A 15,601-nucleotide genomic window follows, 5' to 3' on the forward strand; every position below is an offset into this window, starting at 1 on the left:
GGCGTCCTATTCTCCTTCGACGCGCATGACGGAGGTGACTTGGTGCACCGAGGTCAGTTGCGACAGTTCCTCCACGGTGTCCGACAACTGCTTGTCGGCGGCCGTGTGGGTGACGACTACAAGCCGGGCCTCGTCGCCCTGGCCGGATTGATGCACGGTGGCGAGGCTGACGCCGTGGTGGGCGAAGGTGGCCGCCACGCGGGCGAGCACGCCGGGCTCGTCGACCACGTCGAGGCTGACGTGGTACCTGGTGCGGGCCTCGCCGATGGGTTTCACCGGCAGGTCCTGGTAGGCGGCCTCGGGCGGGAAGGCGGTGATCCCGCCGCGCTTGTTGCGCGCCACGGCCACGATATCGCCGAGCACGGCCGACGCGGTCTCGGTGCCGCCCGCTCCCGCTCCGTAGAACATGAGGCGCCCGGCGGACTCGGCCTCGACGAACACGGCGTTGTACGCGCCGTTGACGTTCGCGAGCGGGTGGGTCGCCGGGATCATCGCCGGGTGGACGCGCACGGACACGCCGTCGGCCTCCCGGGTGGCGATACACAGCGGCTTGACGACGCGGCCCTGGGCGGCGGCCGACGCGATGTCGGCGGCGGAGACGTCCCGGATGCCCTCGCGGTAGACGTCGCCGAGGTCGATGTGCGTGTGGAACGCGAGCGACGCGATGAGCGCGGCCTTCGCGGCGGCGTCGTAGTTGTCGACGTCGGCGGTCGGGTCGGCCTCGGCGTACCCGAGCTCGGTGGCCTCGCTGAGGGCCTCCTCGAACGCGGCGCCGGTCTGCGACATCTGGCTGAGGATGTAGTTCGTGGTGCCGTTGACGATGCCGAGCACGCGGTTGATCGTGTCGCCGTGCAGCGACTCGCGCAGCGGGCGCATCAGCGGGATCGCGGCAGCGGCGGCGGCCTCGTAGTAGAGGTCCGCGCCGCCCGCCTTCGCGGCGGCCGACAGGGCCGGGCCGTCCTCGGCGAGCAGGGCCTTGTTCGCGGTCACGACCGACTTGCCCTCGGCCAGCGCGGTAGTGATCCAGGTGCGGGCGGGCTCGATGCCCCCGGCGACCTCGACGACGATGTCCACGTCGGGCCGTTTGACGAGGCTGAGCGCGTCGGTGGTGAAGAGTTCCTTCTCCACGGGCAGGTGGGAGCGGTCGCGGTCGAGGCGGCGCACGGCGATGCCGACGATCTCGACGGGCTCCCCTACTCGGGACGCCAGCTCCTCCCCGCGCGTTCGCATGAGGCGCACGACTTCACTGCCGACGTTGCCGCATCCGAGTAGCGCGAGTTTCATCGCTGGTGTTCCTCTTCCTAGTTGGGTTGGCGCCTAGCCGAGATCGAGGCGAAGCAGGTCGTCTACGGTCTCGCGCGCCACGATCACGCGGGCCTCGCCGTTCCGGACGGCGACGACCGGCGGGCGGGGCACGTGGTTGTAGTTCGAGCCCATGGAGCGGCAGTAGGCGCCGGTTCCAGGGACTGCGATCAGGTCGCCCGGCGCGACGTCGGCCGGGAGGAATTCATCTTTAACAACAATGTCGCCTGCTTCGCAATGCTTTCCCACTACTCGGGCGAGTGCGGGCGTCGCGTCGGAGGAACGTGAGGCGAGCGTCGCGGAGTAGGTGGCGTCGTAGAGCGCGGTGCGGATGTTGTCGCTGATGCCGCCGTCGACGGAGACGTAGAGGCGGGCGGCGTCTCCGGCGAGGGTGACGGGCTTGACGGTGCCGACCTCGTAGAGGGTGAACATGGTCGGGCCGATGAGGCTGCGTCCGGGTTCGATGGAGAGGCGCGGGACGTCGATGCCTGCGGCGGCGCACTCTTCGTCGACGATCTTGCGCAGGGACGCGGCGATGTCGGCGGGCGGCTGCGGGTCGTCCTGGCTGGTGTAGGCCATGCCGAAGCCGCCGCCGAGGTCCATCTCGGGGATCTCGATTTCGAAGTCGGACTGGAGTTTGGCGTGGAGGCGGGCGACGCGGGCGGCGGAGATCTCGAACGCGGAGGTGTCGAAGATCTGGGAGCCGATGTGGGAGTGGAGGCCGAGGAGTTCGAGGTGCGGGGCGTTCACTACGCGGCTGGCGGCCTCGTAGGCGGCGCCTCCGGCGAGGGAGAAGCCGAACTTCTGGTCCTCGTGGGCGGTGGCGATGAACTCGTGGGTGTGGGCCTCGACGCCGACATTGACGCGGATCATCACGTTCGGGCGCTTGCCGAGTTCGGCGGCGAGGGCTTCGAGGCGGTCGATCTCGGTGAAGGAGTCGGCGACGATGCGGCCGACGCCGATCTCGACGGCCTGGCGCAGTTCGGCGAGCGACTTGTTGTTGCCGTGGAGGCCGAGCCGGGCGGGGTCGAGCCCGGCGGCGAGGGCGACGGCGAGTTCACCGGCGGTGCAGACGTCGACGAAGAGGCCTTCTTCGGCGGCGGCGCGGAGCACGGCCTTGGAGCAGAACGCCTTGGAGGCGTAGAAGACGTCGGCGCCGTCGAAGGCCTCGATCCAGGCGCGGCAGCGGGCGCGGAAGTCGTCTTCGTCGAAGACGTACGCGGGCGTGCCGTACTCGGCGGCGAGCTGCTCTACGGAGAGGCCGCCGATGTGCAGCACGCCGTCCTCGGCGCGTTCGACGTTCGAAGCCCACAGCTGCGGGAGCAGCGTGTTGACATCCTCGGGGACGCCGAGCCAGCCGGGGCGCAGCGCGGAGTAGTCGAAGTCGCCGTGCAGTGCGCCGGCTTCGTGGGTCCGCATTACATGCGCTCCGGAGCGGAGACGCCGAGCAGGCCGAGCGCGTTGGCGAGGACGACGCGGGTGGCGTCGACCAGCCAGAGGCGGGCCTGGTTGACCGGGGTGGTCTCCTCATCGGGGAAGGGCAGGACGCGGCAGTCGTGCTGGAACCGGTGGTAGGCGGCGGCGAGCTCTTCGGCGTACCGGGCGATCCGGTGCGGTTCGCGCAGCTCGGCGGCGGTGGCGACGACGGCCGGGAACTCGGCGAGGGCCTTGAGCAGGTCGGATTCGCGCGGGTGGTCCAGGAGCGACGGGTCGTAGGCCTCGGCCTTGTCGACATTGCGCTCGGCGGCGTTGCGGAGCACGCCGGAGGTCCGGGCGTGCGCGTACTGCACGTAGTAGACCGGGTTGTCGTTGCCGTGCTTGGTCCACAGGTCGATGTCGATGTCGATCGTCGAGTCCGAGGAGTAGCGGGCGAGGACGTACCGGGCGGCGTCGACGCCGATGGCCTCGACGATGTCGTTGAGGGTGATGACGTTGCCGTACCGCTTGCCCATGCGGACGGGCTGGCCGTCCTTGAGCAGGTTGACCATCTGGCCGATGAGGATCTCGAGCGTGCCGGGCTTGTCGCCGAAGGCCTGGCTCATGGCCTGCATGCGGCCGACGTAGCCGTGGTGGTCGGCGCCGAGCATGAGCACGAGCTTCTCGAAGCCGCGCTCGCGCTTGTCGAGGTAGTAGGCGCAGTCGGCGGCGAAGTAGGTCCACTCGCCGTTGGACTTCTTGAGCGCCCGGTCCTTGTCGTCGCCGAAGACGGTGGTGCGCAGGAATACCGCGCCTTCGGACTCGAAGATGTGGCCCTGCTCGTCGAGGCGCGCGACGGCGGCGTCGAGCTCGCCCTTGTCGTGCAGGTCCTTCTCGTTGAAGTACACGTCGAAGTGGGTGCCGAAGTTGTCGAGGTCCCGCTTGATCTCGGTGAACATCAGCTCGACGCCGACCTCGTGGAAGACCGCCTGCGGGTCGTCGTCTTCGAGCGCGTCGGGCCGGGCCTTGAGCACGGCCTGGGCGATGTCGCCGATGTACTCGCCGGCGTAGCCGTTCTCGGGGGTCGGCTCGCCCTTGGCGCTGGCGAGGAGCGACGCGGCGAAGTTGTTGACCTGCACGCCCGCGTCGTTGAAGTAGTACTCGGCGGTGACCTTCGCGCCGGAGGCGCGCATGACCCGGGCCAGCGCGTCGCCGACGGCGGCCCAGCGGGTGCCGCCGACGTGGACGGGCCCGGTCGGGTTCGCGGACACGAACTCGAGGTTGATGTGCTGATCGGCCATGGAGGCGTTGTCGCCGTAGGACGGCCCGGCGGCGACGATCTTCCCGGCGATCTCGCCTGCGGCGGCCGCGTCGAGGGTGATGTTCAGGAAGCCGGGTCCGGCGAGCTCGACCTTGGCGATGCCGTCGGTGGCGGCGAGGTGCTCGGCGATCTTCTCGGCGAGCGCGCGCGGGTTCGTGCCGGCCTTCTTGGCGGTCTGCAGCGCGATGTTGGAGGCGTAGTCGCCGTGCTTGGGGTCCCTGGGTCGCTCCACCGCCGTCTGGGCGGGCAGTACGGCGGCGTCGAGGTTCAAAGCCTCGAACGCGGCGCGCGTAGCGGACAGCACTTTCTCTGCGAGCGTCTCAGGAGTCACCCGGTAATCGTAGACGCCGCGGTTCGACGCGCGCGAGTGAGAAACGACCTTGTGGCCTGCACCGGTAGGTTGCTTGAGTGCAACCACGACGGAAGGCCTCGAACATGCGCCCGCTTCGCAACCGCTGGACCGCCCTCGCCGCCGCTCTCGCGCTCAGTGCGCTGGCGGGCTGCACGCCCGGGTCGGGCGCGGACGGGGACGGTTCGGCCGCCGCCGAGCCGACCGGCGGCGCGGCGCAGACCCAGATGGAGGGTGTGGAGAGCTTCTACGGCGAGTACGGGGACTACGTCACCGTCATGGCCGCGATCCAGGACGGGAAGACCACCGCCGAAGAGCTGGAGTACCCGTTCGTGGCGCAGCAGGAGCACGTGGACACGCTGAACACCTGGGACGGCCAGAACCCGGTCTACGACCTGCAGCCGCCTGCGGGCGGGAACCACCTGTCGGCGTGGCAGACGTGCACCGGCTCGGTCTACGACGGGCCGATCGCCGACGGCAACGCCGTGCACTCGATGGAGCACGGCGCGGTGTGGCTGACGTACGACCCCGAGCTCGTGGAGCAGGCCGACATCGACGCGCTGGCGCTGCTGGTCAACGCCCGCGACTACTCGCTCATGAGCCCGTACCCGGGCCAGGGGGTCGCGGTGTCGCTGCAGTCGTGGGGGAACCGGTACCGGACCGAGGACGTGTCCGATCCGAAGATCGGCGAGTACCTGGACACGTACGTGCTGAACGAGCGGTTCAACCCGGAGCCGAACGCGACCTGTTCGGCCGGTGTGACGGCCACCGCCCCGTAGGCGGGTCGCGGGGGGCCGGTTCGAGGCGCGCTCTAAGGGAGTGCCCCGGATCGACCGGGTAAGGTGGCGTACGCGAGTGGACTTCATACCGGGCCCTCCCGGCTCCGCTCCGGCTCATCCCGACCTCGACGAATAAGGCTCTCCCCGCGATATGGCATCGAAGAAGCAGACCGCCAGCAAGGGCTCCGGCAAGAGCACCGGCAAAGGCGCAGTCGTTGAAAAAGGCCCGGCCGGCAGGAAAGACGCCGCCAAGGGCGACAGCAAGGGCGGCCTGAGCAAGTCCTCGGCGTCCGCGAACGCCGCCCGCAGGGGCCGCGCCGTCCAGGTCAAGCAGCCGAAGCCGTGGGGTCTCATCTTCACGTTCACCGGCGTCGGCGTCGTCGCGCTCGGCCTGATCGGGGCCGCCGTGTTCGTCGTGTGGGACCGGAGCCAGCCGCCGGAAGGCGTCACCGACTTCTACGGCGAGTACGCCAACTACTCCGAGGTCACCGAGGCCCTCCAGGACGGCGACGTCAAGGAGGAGGACCTCGAGAACCCCTGGGTCGTGCAGCAGACCCACATCGACGGCGAAGACCCGACGGCCGTGCCCGAGTACGAGATCTCCCCGCCCGCGGGCGGCGACCACCTCAGCCAGTGGCAGAACTGCACCGGCTCGGTCTACGACGCGGAGATCGCCGAGGGCAACGCCGTCCACTCCCTCGAGCACGGCGCGGTCTGGGTGACCTACGACCCCGCGCTCGTCGACGGCGACGGCATCGCGGTGCTCGCTGAGAAGGTCAACGGCCGCGACTACTCGCTGATGAGCCCGTACCCGGAGATGGGCGTGGCCGTCTCGGTGCAGGCCTGGGGCGTCCAGTACCAGACCGACGACGTCAACGACCCGAAGATCGACGAGTTCATGGACTTCTACATCCAGAACGCCGACAACGCGGCCGAGGCGAACGCGACGTGCACCAGCGACCTGACCACGACCCTCGCCGACCAGCAGATGCCGACCGGCTGACCGACGCGAACCTTTCGGGGCGACGCTCGTTAGGCAAGTAGTACCGCGGGCGCTTCCGCACGGGGAGCGCCCGCCAGAAGAAGAGGACGACGAATGAGCCGCTTGTGGCGGATGCCCGCAGTGCTGGTCGCGATCACCGCTGTGCTGATGCTCGCCGCAGGTCTCGCGGTCGGCTGGGTCGCGGGCACTTCCGCGCCCGGCAACGACTCGGTCGAGGCCGGGTTCGCGCGCGACATGCAGACCCACCACCAGCAGGCCGTCGAGATGGCCATGTACGAGTGGCAGAACGGCTCCGACCCGGCGCTGAAGACGATCGCGTACGACATCGTGACGACGCAGAGCGCCGAGATCGGCATGTACCGCTCGTGGCTGCGCGACTGGGGCGTCCAGCTCTCCTCGGGCGAGCCGATGGCGTGGGCGGGCGAGGAGCACGCCCACGACAGCGAGGACAACGGCGGGCTCATGCCCGGCATGGCCACCGACGAGCAGATGGCCGAGTTCAAGACCCTCACCGGGGCCGAAGCTGACGTGATGTTCGCCGATCTGATGATCGACCACCACATCGGCGGCGTCGACATGGCGAAGGCCGCGCTCGAACGCAGCGACAACGCGCTCGTGGTCGACGCGGCCCGGCGCACGATCAACCTGCAGCAGGCCGAGATCGAGAACCTCGAGAACCACCGCGACAACGTCCTGAACGCCGTCGAAGGGTAGGGACCGCGCTGTGAGCCAGGACCAGTGGGGGCCTCGATACGGCGACCCGGCGCACCCGACCACGGGGGAACTCCCCCGGGTCGGCGACGGCCGCACCGACGAGCAGCGCACGATCCAGGTGGACACCGTCGCCGAAGCCCCGCCCCGCTCCGAGTCGCGCTCGCGGTACCGCTACAGCTGGGAGACCTCCGCACCGCGCGACTACTCCGAGCCCCGTTACGGCGCAACGGAACCGCCCCAGGCCTACTCGCAGCCCTCGGCGCCCCGCCACAGCTCCGAACCCGGGTTCAACAACTGGTCGGTCCCCCGCGTCGGCCGCGAAAGCTCGGCCTCCGGCCTCACCGGCGAGCACTCCCGCCCGAGCCTGAGCGGCTACCGCCCGGGCGACACCGCCCAGTTCGCGCGCGTCGGCGACGGTATGCGCGGCTCGGTCGGCCCCGTCTCCGTCCAGGTCGACCACGTCCGCGTGGACAACGGCATCAACGGCGACACCACGCTGCTCCCCACCGCGAACTTCATGCGCCCCAAGGGCGAAGAGCTCCCGCCTGCCGAGCAGGCGGTCCAGCCCGAGCCCGGCACCGGCTCCATGCCCGCCATGCGCCACCAGATCGGCCCCGACTGGACCCAGACGCCGCTGCGCCTCCTCGCCGCGGCCGTCGTCGCCACCGCCGTCCTCGGCGCCTCCGCCGCCAGCCTCATCACGATCGGCAACTGGATCAACCCTTAGCGGCTGTCGTACCCGTGCGGGACCATGGAGGGGTCGAGAGGAGCCCGCCATGCCGACCTGGGACGACGTAGTGGCCATCGCAACCCGCCTGCCCGAAGTCGAAGTGACGACGAGCTGGCAGACCCCTTCCCTCAAGGTCAAAGGCAGGTTCTTCGCCCGCCTCCGCACCGAGGCCGAAGGCGGCTTCGCCATCGTCTGCGACCCCGCCGAGAAAGCCGCCCTCCTCGCCTCCGCCGACCCCGCCTTCTTCACCACGCCCCACTACGACGGCTACGCCATGATCCTCATCGACCTCGACACGATCGACACCAAACGCCTCACCGAAATGATCGAAGACGCCTGGCTCCTCAAAGCCCCGGTCCGCCTCCGCAAAGCCTACGAGCAGCAGCAGTGAAAAGGGCCCGACCGCTCGCGCGGTCGGGCCCTGATCCGTTGTCTGGCTTAGACGATGATGCCTGCGCCCACCGTGCGGTTGTCGGCTTCGTCGATGATGATGAAGCCGCCGGTGGCGCGGTTGCGGCGGTAGTCGTCGCAGAGGAGCGGCTTCGTCGTGCGGAGCGTGACGCGGCCGATCTCGTTGAGCCCCAGCTCGGTCGCGGTCTCGTCGCGGTGGAGCGTGTTGACGTCGAGCTGGTACTGGACGTCCTTGACGATCGCGCGCACGTCAGCGGTGGTGTGCTTGATGGCGTACTTGCCGCGGAGCTTGAGCGGCCGGGACTCGTCCATCCAGCAGACCATCGCCTCGATGTCCTGGGAGACTCGGGCCTGGTTGCCCGGGCGGCAGAGCATGTCGCCGCGGGAGACGTCGAGCTCGTCCTCCAGGCGCACGGTGACGCTCAAGGGCGGGAAGGCCTCTTCGAGCGGGCCGTCGGCGGTCTCGATCGACGCGATGCGCGAGGTGAAGCCGCTGGGCAGCACCATGACCTCGTCGCCGGGCTTCATGACGCCGGAGGCGACCTGGCCCGCGTAGCCGCGGAAGTCGTGGTTGTCGCTGGAGTGCGGCCGGATCACGTGCTGGACCGGGAAGCGCACGTCCACGAGGTTGCGGTCCGAGGCGATGTGGACCTTCTCCAGGTGGTGGAGGAGGCTCGGGCCGTTGAACCACGGCATGTTCTCGGAGCGGTTGACCACGTTGTCGCCCTTGAGGGCCGAGATCGGGATGACCGTCAGGTCCGGCACCTCGAGCTTCGTGGCGAACGCGGAGAACTCGTTCTCGATCTTCTTGAAGACGGCCTCGTCGTAGTCGACGAGGTCCATCTTGTTGACGCACAGGACCATGTGCGGCACGCGCAGCAGCGAGCACAGGAACGCGTGGCGGCGCGACTGCTCCACGAGGCCCTTGCGGGCGTCGACGAGGATCAGCGCGAGGTCGGCGGTCGAGGCGCCGGTGACCATGTTGCGCGTGTACTGGATGTGGCCGGGCGTGTCGGCGATGATGAACTTGCGTTCGGGCGTGGAGAAGTACCGGTACGCGACGTCGATGGTGATGCCCTGCTCGCGCTCCGAGCGGAGCCCGTCGGTGAGCAGCGCGAGGTCGGTGTACTCGTCGCCGCGGCCGGCCGAGACGGCCTCGACGGCGTCCCACTGGTCGTCGAAGAGCGCCTTCGAGTCGAACAGGAGGCGGCCGATGAGCGTTGACTTGCCGTCGTCCACCGAACCGGCCGTGGCGAAGCGCAGCAGCTCGTGCGTGTCCTCGCGGGGGGTCAGGGTGTCCGTCATTAGAAGTAGCCTTCCCGTTTCCGGTCTTCCATCGCGGCCTCGGAGGTCTTGTCGTCGCCGCGGGTCGCGCCGCGCTCGGTGATGCGCGTGGCGGCGACCTCGTCGATGATCTCGTCGATCGTGGTGGCGTCCGACCGGACGGCGCCGGTCAGGTTCGCGTCGCCGACGGTGCGGTAGCGGACCTTCTCGGAGAAGACCTCCTCGCCCTCGCGCGGCTGGATGAACTCGTTGACGGCGAAGAGCATGCCGCCGCGGTCCACGACCTCGCGCTCGGAGGCGAAGTACACCTCGGGGAGCGGGATGTTCTCGGAGCCGATGTAGCGCCACACGTCGAGCTCGGTCCAGTTCGACAGCGGGAACACGCGGATCTGCTCGCCCGGGTGGACCCGGCCGTTGTACAGGTTCCACAGCTCGGGGCGCTGGTTCTTGGGGTCCCACTGGCCGAAGTCGTCGCGGAAGGAGAACACGCGCTCCTTGGCGCGGGCCTTCTCCTCGTCGCGTCGGGCGCCGCCGAACAGGGCGTCGAACTGGTACTTCTCGGCCGCTTCCAGGAGCACGGGGGTCTGGATGCGGTTGCGGGTGCCGTCCGGCGGTTCCACGACCATGCCGCGGTCGATCGCGTCCTGGACGGAGGCGACGATGAGCTGGACGCCGGTCTCGGCGACGCGGCGGTCGCGGTAGTCGATGACCTCCGCGAAGTTCTGGCCGGTGTCGACGTGCATGACCGGGAACGGGATCGGCGCGGGCGCGAAGGCCTTCTGCGCCAGGTGCAGCATGACGATGGAGTCCTTGCCGCCGGAGAAGAGCAGCACGGGCCGCTGACAGGTGGCCGCGACTTCACGGAAGATGAAGATCGCCTCGGCCTCCAGCGCGGCGATGTGGCTGATGCGGTAGTCGCTCACCGGCGCAATGCTCCTCTCGGCAGACCCCGTTCGGGGGTGTTCGGTTGTCGTCGTATCCGGTCGGGGACCGGGTGGTCAGTTCGTCCCTCTGATGGCCTCGAGCGCGGGCCCGGCCAGGTCGGGGCGGCAGACCAGCAGGTCCGGCAGGTACGGGTCGGCATTGTTGTACTGCAGCGGGGCGCCATCGATCCGCGTGGCGTGCCAGCCGGAGGCGAGGGCCACCCCTACGGGAGCGGCGGAGTCCCACTCGAACTGCCCGCCGGCGTGCACATAGGCGTCAACTGTACCGGCGACCACGGCCATGACCTTGGCACCGGCGGAGCCCATCGGCACGAGTTCCGCGCCCAGCGCGGCGGCGACGGCCTCGGCTTCGGCCGGTGGTCTGGTGCGGGACACGGCAATACGCGGCTTGCCCTCCCTCGGGGCGGGGACGGCGTAGACCTCATCGGTGCGCAACGTCACACCCTGCGCAGGAAGCGCTACAGCGGAAGCGGTCAGCCCGAGCCCGCGCTGCCAAAGGGCAACGTGCACGGCCCAGTCGTCCCGGCCTTCCTCGGAGTACTCACGAGTCCCATCAAGTGGATCGATGATCCAGACCCGGTCGGCGCCGAGCCTCGCGGTCCCGATCCGCCCGGACTCACCCTTGCCTTCCTCAGACAAGACAGCATCCCCGGAACGGTCGGAGGCAACCCGGCCAAGCAGGTAGTCGTTGGCCTGCGAATCCCCGGCAGCCTTGAGCGCCTTGGGGTCCGCGAACCCCAACTCCGCCCTGAGCTTAAGCAGCAACTCCCCCGCCCCAGCCGCCAGCTCAGCCGCGAAAGCGACATCAGCAGCAGAAGCGGCTTCAGGGGTAGCAGTGGGAACTCCGGTCACCGAACCAGTGGTCGCCGAGGCGGAGTCAGGGGCGTCAGACATGCCCGCCAGTCTACGCTGCAGCCCAACCCCGCCCAAATATTGGGCCACCCAATCCCAACATACAGAACCCCTCGCATTTCACGACGCCGAGCCCCTTGCGGTGAAATGCGCGGCCCGTCTCATTTGCGCGAACCCAATAGACTCTCGGACCGTGAGCGCCGCATAGCCCCTTGTGTCGCTCCTACCCCGAGGAGTTTCAATGGTCGGAGCAATCCCTGGCCCCGAGGAGTCCCGCGAACGCCTAGCGGCGTGGAAGGGCAAGATCGACCAGCTCGCCGCCGATACGCAGGCAATGAGCGATCGGATGCAGGACCTCCGGGTCACGATGTCGGACCCGAACCACATGGTCACCGTGACCGTCGACTCGACCGGGACCCTGCTCGACCTCCAGCTCTCCGAACGCAGCCGCCGCGTCGAACTCCAGTTCGTCTCGCAGGCGATCATGGACACCATCCGCGCCGCCAAAGCCCAAGTCGCCGAGCAGGCCAAGGAGATCATCGAGACCACCCTCGGCGAGGACTCAGCCGCCGGCCGCGCCATCGCCGAGCGGGTCCGCAACCAGCTCATGCCGCCCGCCGCACCCGAAGAGCGGTGGTAGCCATGGGGAACGGATTCACAGTCGACCCCGAGGAACTGCGCGCCCACGCCGGTCACCTCGAAGAACTGAAGGGCCGCTTCGACGCGGTCATGAACGCCAGCACGCACATCGAGCAGGACGACGAAGCCTACGGGCTGCTCTGCGGCTGGATCTCCGGATGCCTGGAGCAGCGCCACCAGGACCAGGACAGGGTCACCTCCTACCTGGCCGAGAACTTCACCATCGCCGCCAACTCCCTGCGCGCCTGCGCCGACGACTACGAGACCAGCGACTCCGAATCACAAGGAGCGTTCTCCGAACTCGAAGGCCGGATGGGGGTCTAAGCAATGTCGGACAACTCATTGATCGCCCCGGTCCAATCAGACCGGCACGCCTACGACGGCGCCGGACTCGTCGAGGGCTACTTCGACATGGTCGCCGCCTTCAAATCCGACGGCTGGGTGGACGACGCCCTCGGCGTCTCCGGCTTCGCCCTCGAAGTCGTCGGCTCGGTCCTCGACCCCTTCAGCGCCCTGTTCGCCAACGGCATCGGCTGGGCCATGGAGTATTTCGAGCCCCTCCGCGAGATGCTCGAAGAACTCACCGGCAAGGCCGACGTGGTCATGTCCCACGCCCAGACCTGGACCAACATGTCCAGCGAACTCAAGTCCATCGCCGAAGACCTGACCTCGTTCCTCGCCACCGACATGCCCGGCTGGAGCGGCGACGCCGCCGACTCCTACCAGGCCCTCATGGCGCACAACGTGAACGCGGCCAACGCCATGAGCGCGACCGCAGAAGCCCTCGCCGCCGCCACCGAAGGCGCCGGAGGACTAGTCCAAGTCACGCACGACCTCGTCCGCGACCTCATCGCCGAACTGGTCGCCCACGTCATCGTCTGGGCCATCGAAGCGATCTTCGTGGTCACCCTCCCGATCATCGCCGCCCAGATCGTCGCGGCCGTCGTGAAGTGGGCCGGGATCATCCTCGGCTACGGCATGGCCCTCGTCCAGAGCCTCCAGAACCTCAAAGCACTCCTGGGGCTCTGATTCCGATGCGACGAACCCTGAAACTCCTCCTGCTCCTCGGCATCACCTTCATGCTCGCCAAAGACAAAGACGGCGGCGGCACCCCCGGCGGCCCCGACGACAACACTGTCGACCCGAACACCGGCAAACCCAAGACCGACGACCAGCGCAAGAAGGACTCCACCTACAACGGCACCAGCGCCCAAGAAGACTTCGAGGGCGTCCTAAAAGCCGGAGACACCGAAAGCCAAGCCGGCCGCGCCGAAGACCAGGGGACCGAAACCCAGGACCCCGATAGCGGAGACCAGACGGACCCTCCGACTCAAGATTCCAAGGTGGAACCAACCGGCAATCTTGAGAACGACTTCGACGCCCTGCCTGACGGCAAGAGCAAGCACGTCAAGACGGTCGAGTCGGAAGCCGAGCTGCGGGAGTTCTTCGACAGCTGGACGGACGGCGCTACTCAGGTTCCGGGTTCTCCTCCGAAGATCCCCGAGCGCTTCAAACTGCCCGACGGCACGATGGTCCAGTGGCGGACTTCCTCGGCCTCAGGCGGGGCTACCATCGACATCGTTACTCCCGGGTCCGGAATGCGGAAGGTGCACCTTGAATAGGGATCAGATCGAGCGGGCGAAAATGGAGATCCTCACCCGTGGATTGGACGATTGGGTGCAAGTCGCGGAGGCCAGCGAAGTCGTACGCGAGGTCGTCTACGGACCGAGACTGCTCGAAGGATTCCCTGCCGAGGAGGAAGGCCGAACTCAGGCACGCCTTGTCGAGCTTCGCGAGCACTGGCTCGCCGAGCAGGAGAAGAGCACCTTTCCGCACCTCATCGAGACGGTGAAATCCTTGGTCCGGACCGGAATGGTGGATATCGGAGAGCTCGGCGAAGCCCCCGGATTCACTGCATGGGAAGGAACCCTGCCAGAAATCGAAGCCCGGATCGACGCAGTCGCAAGGGCCGCCAAATTCCCTCTGTTCCTCGAATCACCAATGTTGTTCTGGCTGCGCAATACTGCGGCTGGAAATTACGCAGCCGAACAGGGTTAAACCCAACGATCGATCGCTGATCGATCTTGAATACGCTCCCAAGTCGGCCACCGATCTCGATGAACCCAGATGAAACCTTTAGCCTACTGGCAGACTGGGAAGAATGATCACAATCGACGTCGCAGGATCGACGGTACGCAGCGTGTCGAGCACGTTGCCGGTGTCGTTCACCATGAGCAACGGATCGATATTCACCATCGAATCAGACATCCGGCTGTCGAAGTCGGGACCAACGGTATTCCAGGATTCGAAGTCGGGGTCGGGACTCACGGAAGGCGATCTTGACGAAGATGGCCTCCGCGAGGCTGTGCGCAGATTCCTGCGCTAGAAAATGGCAGGAAACTACGCAGCAAAGGTCGAGGATCTCGTCGAGAGCTACTGCAGGCGGATTCCGCCCGCCTACGAAGCGGGCGTGCGCAGCGCCTTCTCGGTCGGAGAATGGGGGCTTGCTGCCGCCGAGCTCGCGAGCGCGCTTGTCGCCGGGCGAGTCGTCGTTGCCCCCGACGACAAGGTGCTCTTTCAAGAACTTCTCGCCAAGATCGAACTCGCCCCGGACACAGCGAGCGACATCGCAGACCAACTGCTTGTAGCGAATCCGAGGCACGGTGGGGACGCTGGACGACAGTAACGGCATCGATTTGATCGGTCGGCGTGCGCTGGGCGTCAAGGTGCTGGCATATGCAGATGCAAGGTCCGGAGCCTCCGGCTTCTCACCAGATTCGTATGTGCTGATCCTTGCGGGTGCGGCATCGCTGACCTTCACCTCGGCTACCGACTGGACGCTTCGAGTCGAGCAGGGCACCTGGCCAGGGCTTCCTACCTGGGCCTGGCCGCCCGTGAGCTGGCGGTACGAGGATCTCGATACTCCCATCGGCGCAGCGGGATTCGAGGAGATTCGAAGCATCGCCGAGCTTCAGAATGAAGTCGGCGAAGTCATCGGAGTCGAGATCGTTTTCGACAGCGGCACAATGCGACTCACCGCAGGTGAATCGATGGGCTATGAGCTGAGAATGTACTACGAATTCGGGTCAGTGGACCAGTGAGGTTGCTGTCCAGGAAAGCTCTGCTGCCGTGAGGCGTAACCGGATTGCGGTGCGTACCCCTGAGGCGGGGCGAAGCCCTGAGGGCCGGTGAAGGCCGGGGGTTGCGGCGGAGCCTGTGTTGCGGATTGCTTCGGTGCCCAGTGGCGGACGCTTCGTTTGAAGATCAGGATGAAGGCGATCAGGGCGGATAGGAAGGCGATCGGGGCAGCGATTGCGTTGAGCATGATCGGGTCGACCGGGCCGAGGAAGTAGGCCTTGGTTCCAGTGGGGGCGGGGATGGTCTTCCAGAGGATGACGGCTCCGGTAGCCCAGGCGGCCAAGGGCAGCAGCACGATGCCGACCCATATCGCGGTGAGGATTCGTGCCCAGCGGCGGCGCTTCTGGAGGCCGATTGCGGATAGAAGTGCAAGGACCGCGAGGGTGGCGGGGAGCGCGTAAACCGTCACGAGGGCGTAGAGGAATTCGCCTCGGGCGAGGATCTCCGGAGTGTCGCCTGGCTCGTTCAGTCCATAGGCTTCTCGGTCTGCCATGAGCCCGACAATGCGCTGCATCAGCAGGAAGTAGAGCGCGGGCGTGGCGATCGTGATGAGGACGACCGCTGTCTGGATAACTCCGACTGAGGCTGGCTTGCGGTCGGGTTGTACAGGGCCGGTTGGGATCTGCGGGCTGTAGGTCATTCGCTCTCCAGTGATGGCGCGGATAGGACATGCCCGCCCAGGGTGAGTTTGCGACGGACCTGGGCGGGCACGGGATCGG

The 15,601-nt window shown here is 67.6% G+C and carries 20 protein-coding genes; 12 read left to right on the forward strand and 8 right to left on the reverse strand.

Going from position 1 to position 15,601, the window contains the following annotated elements:
- Nucleotides 1–6 precede the first annotated feature (6 nt).
- From ACZ60M_RS08340 to argS, 3 genes are read right to left on the reverse strand one after another with little or no spacing between them, the layout of a single operon-like run.
- Nucleotides 7–1,284 carry a homoserine dehydrogenase gene (locus tag ACZ60M_RS08340; protein ID WP_465415995.1) on the reverse strand — a complete coding sequence of 426 codons (1,278 nt, stop codon included), beginning with the start codon at nucleotides 1,282–1,284 and terminating at the stop codon, nucleotides 7–9.
- A 33-nt stretch (nucleotides 1,285–1,317) separates the two neighbouring features.
- Nucleotides 1,318–2,721, reverse strand: a complete 1,404-nt coding sequence (gene lysA, locus ACZ60M_RS08345; RefSeq protein ID WP_465415997.1) for a diaminopimelate decarboxylase — start codon at nucleotides 2,719–2,721, stop codon at nucleotides 1,318–1,320.
- Nucleotides 2,721–4,370, reverse strand: coding sequence for an arginine--tRNA ligase (argS, locus tag ACZ60M_RS08350; protein ID WP_465415999.1), 1,650 nt, complete (start codon nucleotides 4,368–4,370; stop codon nucleotides 2,721–2,723). The genes lysA and argS overlap by 1 nt, the downstream gene beginning before the upstream one ends.
- A 77-nt stretch (nucleotides 4,371–4,447) precedes the next feature.
- Here argS and ACZ60M_RS08355 point away from each other — a divergent pair, with 77 nt between their 5' ends.
- The 5 genes from ACZ60M_RS08355 (at nucleotide 4,448) to ACZ60M_RS08375 (ending at nucleotide 8,005) form a co-directional block, all read left to right on the forward strand.
- On the forward strand, nucleotides 4,448–5,167 hold the full coding sequence (locus ACZ60M_RS08355) for a DUF3105 domain-containing protein (protein WP_465416001.1): 720 nt from the start codon (nucleotides 4,448–4,450) through the stop codon (nucleotides 5,165–5,167).
- A 151-nt stretch (nucleotides 5,168–5,318) separates the two neighbouring features.
- Nucleotides 5,319–6,170, forward strand: a complete 852-nt coding sequence (locus ACZ60M_RS08360; RefSeq protein ID WP_465416003.1) for a DUF3105 domain-containing protein — start codon at nucleotides 5,319–5,321, stop codon at nucleotides 6,168–6,170.
- A 93-nt stretch (nucleotides 6,171–6,263) separates the two neighbouring features.
- Entirely contained in the window at nucleotides 6,264–6,884 is a 621-nt protein-coding gene (locus ACZ60M_RS08365; protein WP_465416005.1) for a DUF305 domain-containing protein, read from the forward strand.
- 10 nt (nucleotides 6,885–6,894) lie between these two features.
- The gene (locus tag ACZ60M_RS08370) at nucleotides 6,895–7,611 is read left to right on the forward strand and encodes a hypothetical protein (RefSeq protein WP_465416006.1); all 717 of its coding nucleotides are present in this window, start codon (nucleotides 6,895–6,897) and stop codon (nucleotides 7,609–7,611) included.
- Between the two features lie 49 nt (nucleotides 7,612–7,660).
- Nucleotides 7,661–8,005 carry an MmcQ/YjbR family DNA-binding protein gene (locus tag ACZ60M_RS08375; protein ID WP_465416008.1) on the forward strand — a complete coding sequence of 115 codons (345 nt, stop codon included), beginning with the start codon at nucleotides 7,661–7,663 and terminating at the stop codon, nucleotides 8,003–8,005.
- Between the two features lie 47 nt (nucleotides 8,006–8,052).
- Here ACZ60M_RS08375 and ACZ60M_RS08380 read toward each other — a convergent pair whose 3' ends face one another.
- The 3 genes from ACZ60M_RS08380 to ACZ60M_RS08390 form a co-directional block, all read right to left on the reverse strand.
- Complete coding sequence (locus ACZ60M_RS08380) at nucleotides 8,053–9,330, reverse strand: sulfate adenylyltransferase subunit 1 (protein WP_465416010.1); 1,278 nt, start codon at nucleotides 9,328–9,330, stop codon at nucleotides 8,053–8,055.
- The gene (gene cysD, locus ACZ60M_RS08385) at nucleotides 9,330–10,241 is read right to left on the reverse strand and encodes a sulfate adenylyltransferase subunit CysD (RefSeq protein ID WP_392963572.1); all 912 of its coding nucleotides are present in this window, start codon (nucleotides 10,239–10,241) and stop codon (nucleotides 9,330–9,332) included. Before cysD ends, ACZ60M_RS08380 begins: the two co-directional genes overlap by 1 nt.
- A gap of 66 nt (nucleotides 10,242–10,307) precedes the next feature.
- Nucleotides 10,308–11,147 (reverse strand): 3'(2'),5'-bisphosphate nucleotidase CysQ, encoded by an 840-nt coding sequence (locus ACZ60M_RS08390; RefSeq protein ID WP_465416012.1) that lies wholly within the window; start codon nucleotides 11,145–11,147, stop codon nucleotides 10,308–10,310.
- Between the two features lie 199 nt (nucleotides 11,148–11,346).
- Here ACZ60M_RS08390 and ACZ60M_RS08395 point away from each other — a divergent pair, with 199 nt between their 5' ends.
- Genes ACZ60M_RS08395 through ACZ60M_RS08415 form a run of 5 tightly spaced genes read left to right on the forward strand, consistent with a single transcriptional unit; the run spans nucleotide 11,347 to nucleotide 13,802 of the window.
- Nucleotides 11,347–11,745: a YbaB/EbfC family nucleoid-associated protein gene (locus ACZ60M_RS08395; RefSeq protein WP_465416014.1), complete on the forward strand. Its 399-nt coding sequence runs from the start codon at nucleotides 11,347–11,349 to the stop codon at nucleotides 11,743–11,745.
- 2 nt (nucleotides 11,746–11,747) lie between these two features.
- Nucleotides 11,748–12,068, forward strand: a complete 321-nt coding sequence (locus ACZ60M_RS08400) for a type VII secretion target (RefSeq protein ID WP_465416016.1) — start codon at nucleotides 11,748–11,750, stop codon at nucleotides 12,066–12,068.
- A gap of 3 nt (nucleotides 12,069–12,071) precedes the next feature.
- Entirely contained in the window at nucleotides 12,072–12,773 is a 702-nt protein-coding gene (locus ACZ60M_RS08405) for a WXG100 family type VII secretion target (RefSeq protein ID WP_465416018.1), read from the forward strand.
- A 5-nt stretch (nucleotides 12,774–12,778) separates the two neighbouring features.
- Complete coding sequence (locus ACZ60M_RS08410; protein WP_465416020.1) at nucleotides 12,779–13,366, forward strand: hypothetical protein; 588 nt, start codon at nucleotides 12,779–12,781, stop codon at nucleotides 13,364–13,366.
- Nucleotides 13,367–13,388: 22 nt separating this feature from the next.
- Nucleotides 13,389–13,802 (forward strand): hypothetical protein, encoded by a 414-nt coding sequence (locus ACZ60M_RS08415; protein WP_465416022.1) that lies wholly within the window; start codon nucleotides 13,389–13,391, stop codon nucleotides 13,800–13,802.
- Nucleotides 13,803–13,880: 78 nt separating this feature from the next.
- On the opposite strand, the gene ACZ60M_RS08420 is transcribed toward ACZ60M_RS08415, so the two are convergent.
- Nucleotides 13,881–14,072, reverse strand: coding sequence for a hypothetical protein (locus ACZ60M_RS08420; RefSeq protein ID WP_465416023.1), 192 nt, complete (start codon nucleotides 14,070–14,072; stop codon nucleotides 13,881–13,883).
- Nucleotides 14,073–14,133: 61 nt separating this feature from the next.
- On the opposite strand from ACZ60M_RS08420, the gene ACZ60M_RS08425 reads away from it, so the two are divergent.
- Entirely contained in the window at nucleotides 14,134–14,430 is a 297-nt protein-coding gene (locus ACZ60M_RS08425) for a hypothetical protein (protein WP_465416025.1), read from the forward strand.
- Nucleotides 14,408–14,845 (forward strand): hypothetical protein, encoded by a 438-nt coding sequence (locus tag ACZ60M_RS08430; protein ID WP_465416027.1) that lies wholly within the window; start codon nucleotides 14,408–14,410, stop codon nucleotides 14,843–14,845. The genes ACZ60M_RS08425 and ACZ60M_RS08430 overlap by 23 nt, the downstream gene beginning before the upstream one ends.
- On the opposite strand, the gene ACZ60M_RS08435 is transcribed toward ACZ60M_RS08430, so the two are convergent.
- Nucleotides 14,818–15,522, reverse strand: coding sequence for a hypothetical protein (locus ACZ60M_RS08435; protein ID WP_465416029.1), 705 nt, complete (start codon nucleotides 15,520–15,522; stop codon nucleotides 14,818–14,820). The genes ACZ60M_RS08430 and ACZ60M_RS08435 overlap by 28 nt on opposite strands.
- Between the last annotated feature and the right edge of the window lie 79 nt (nucleotides 15,523–15,601).

The sequence above is a fragment of the Glycomyces sp. NPDC050141 genome (assembly GCF_055586545.1).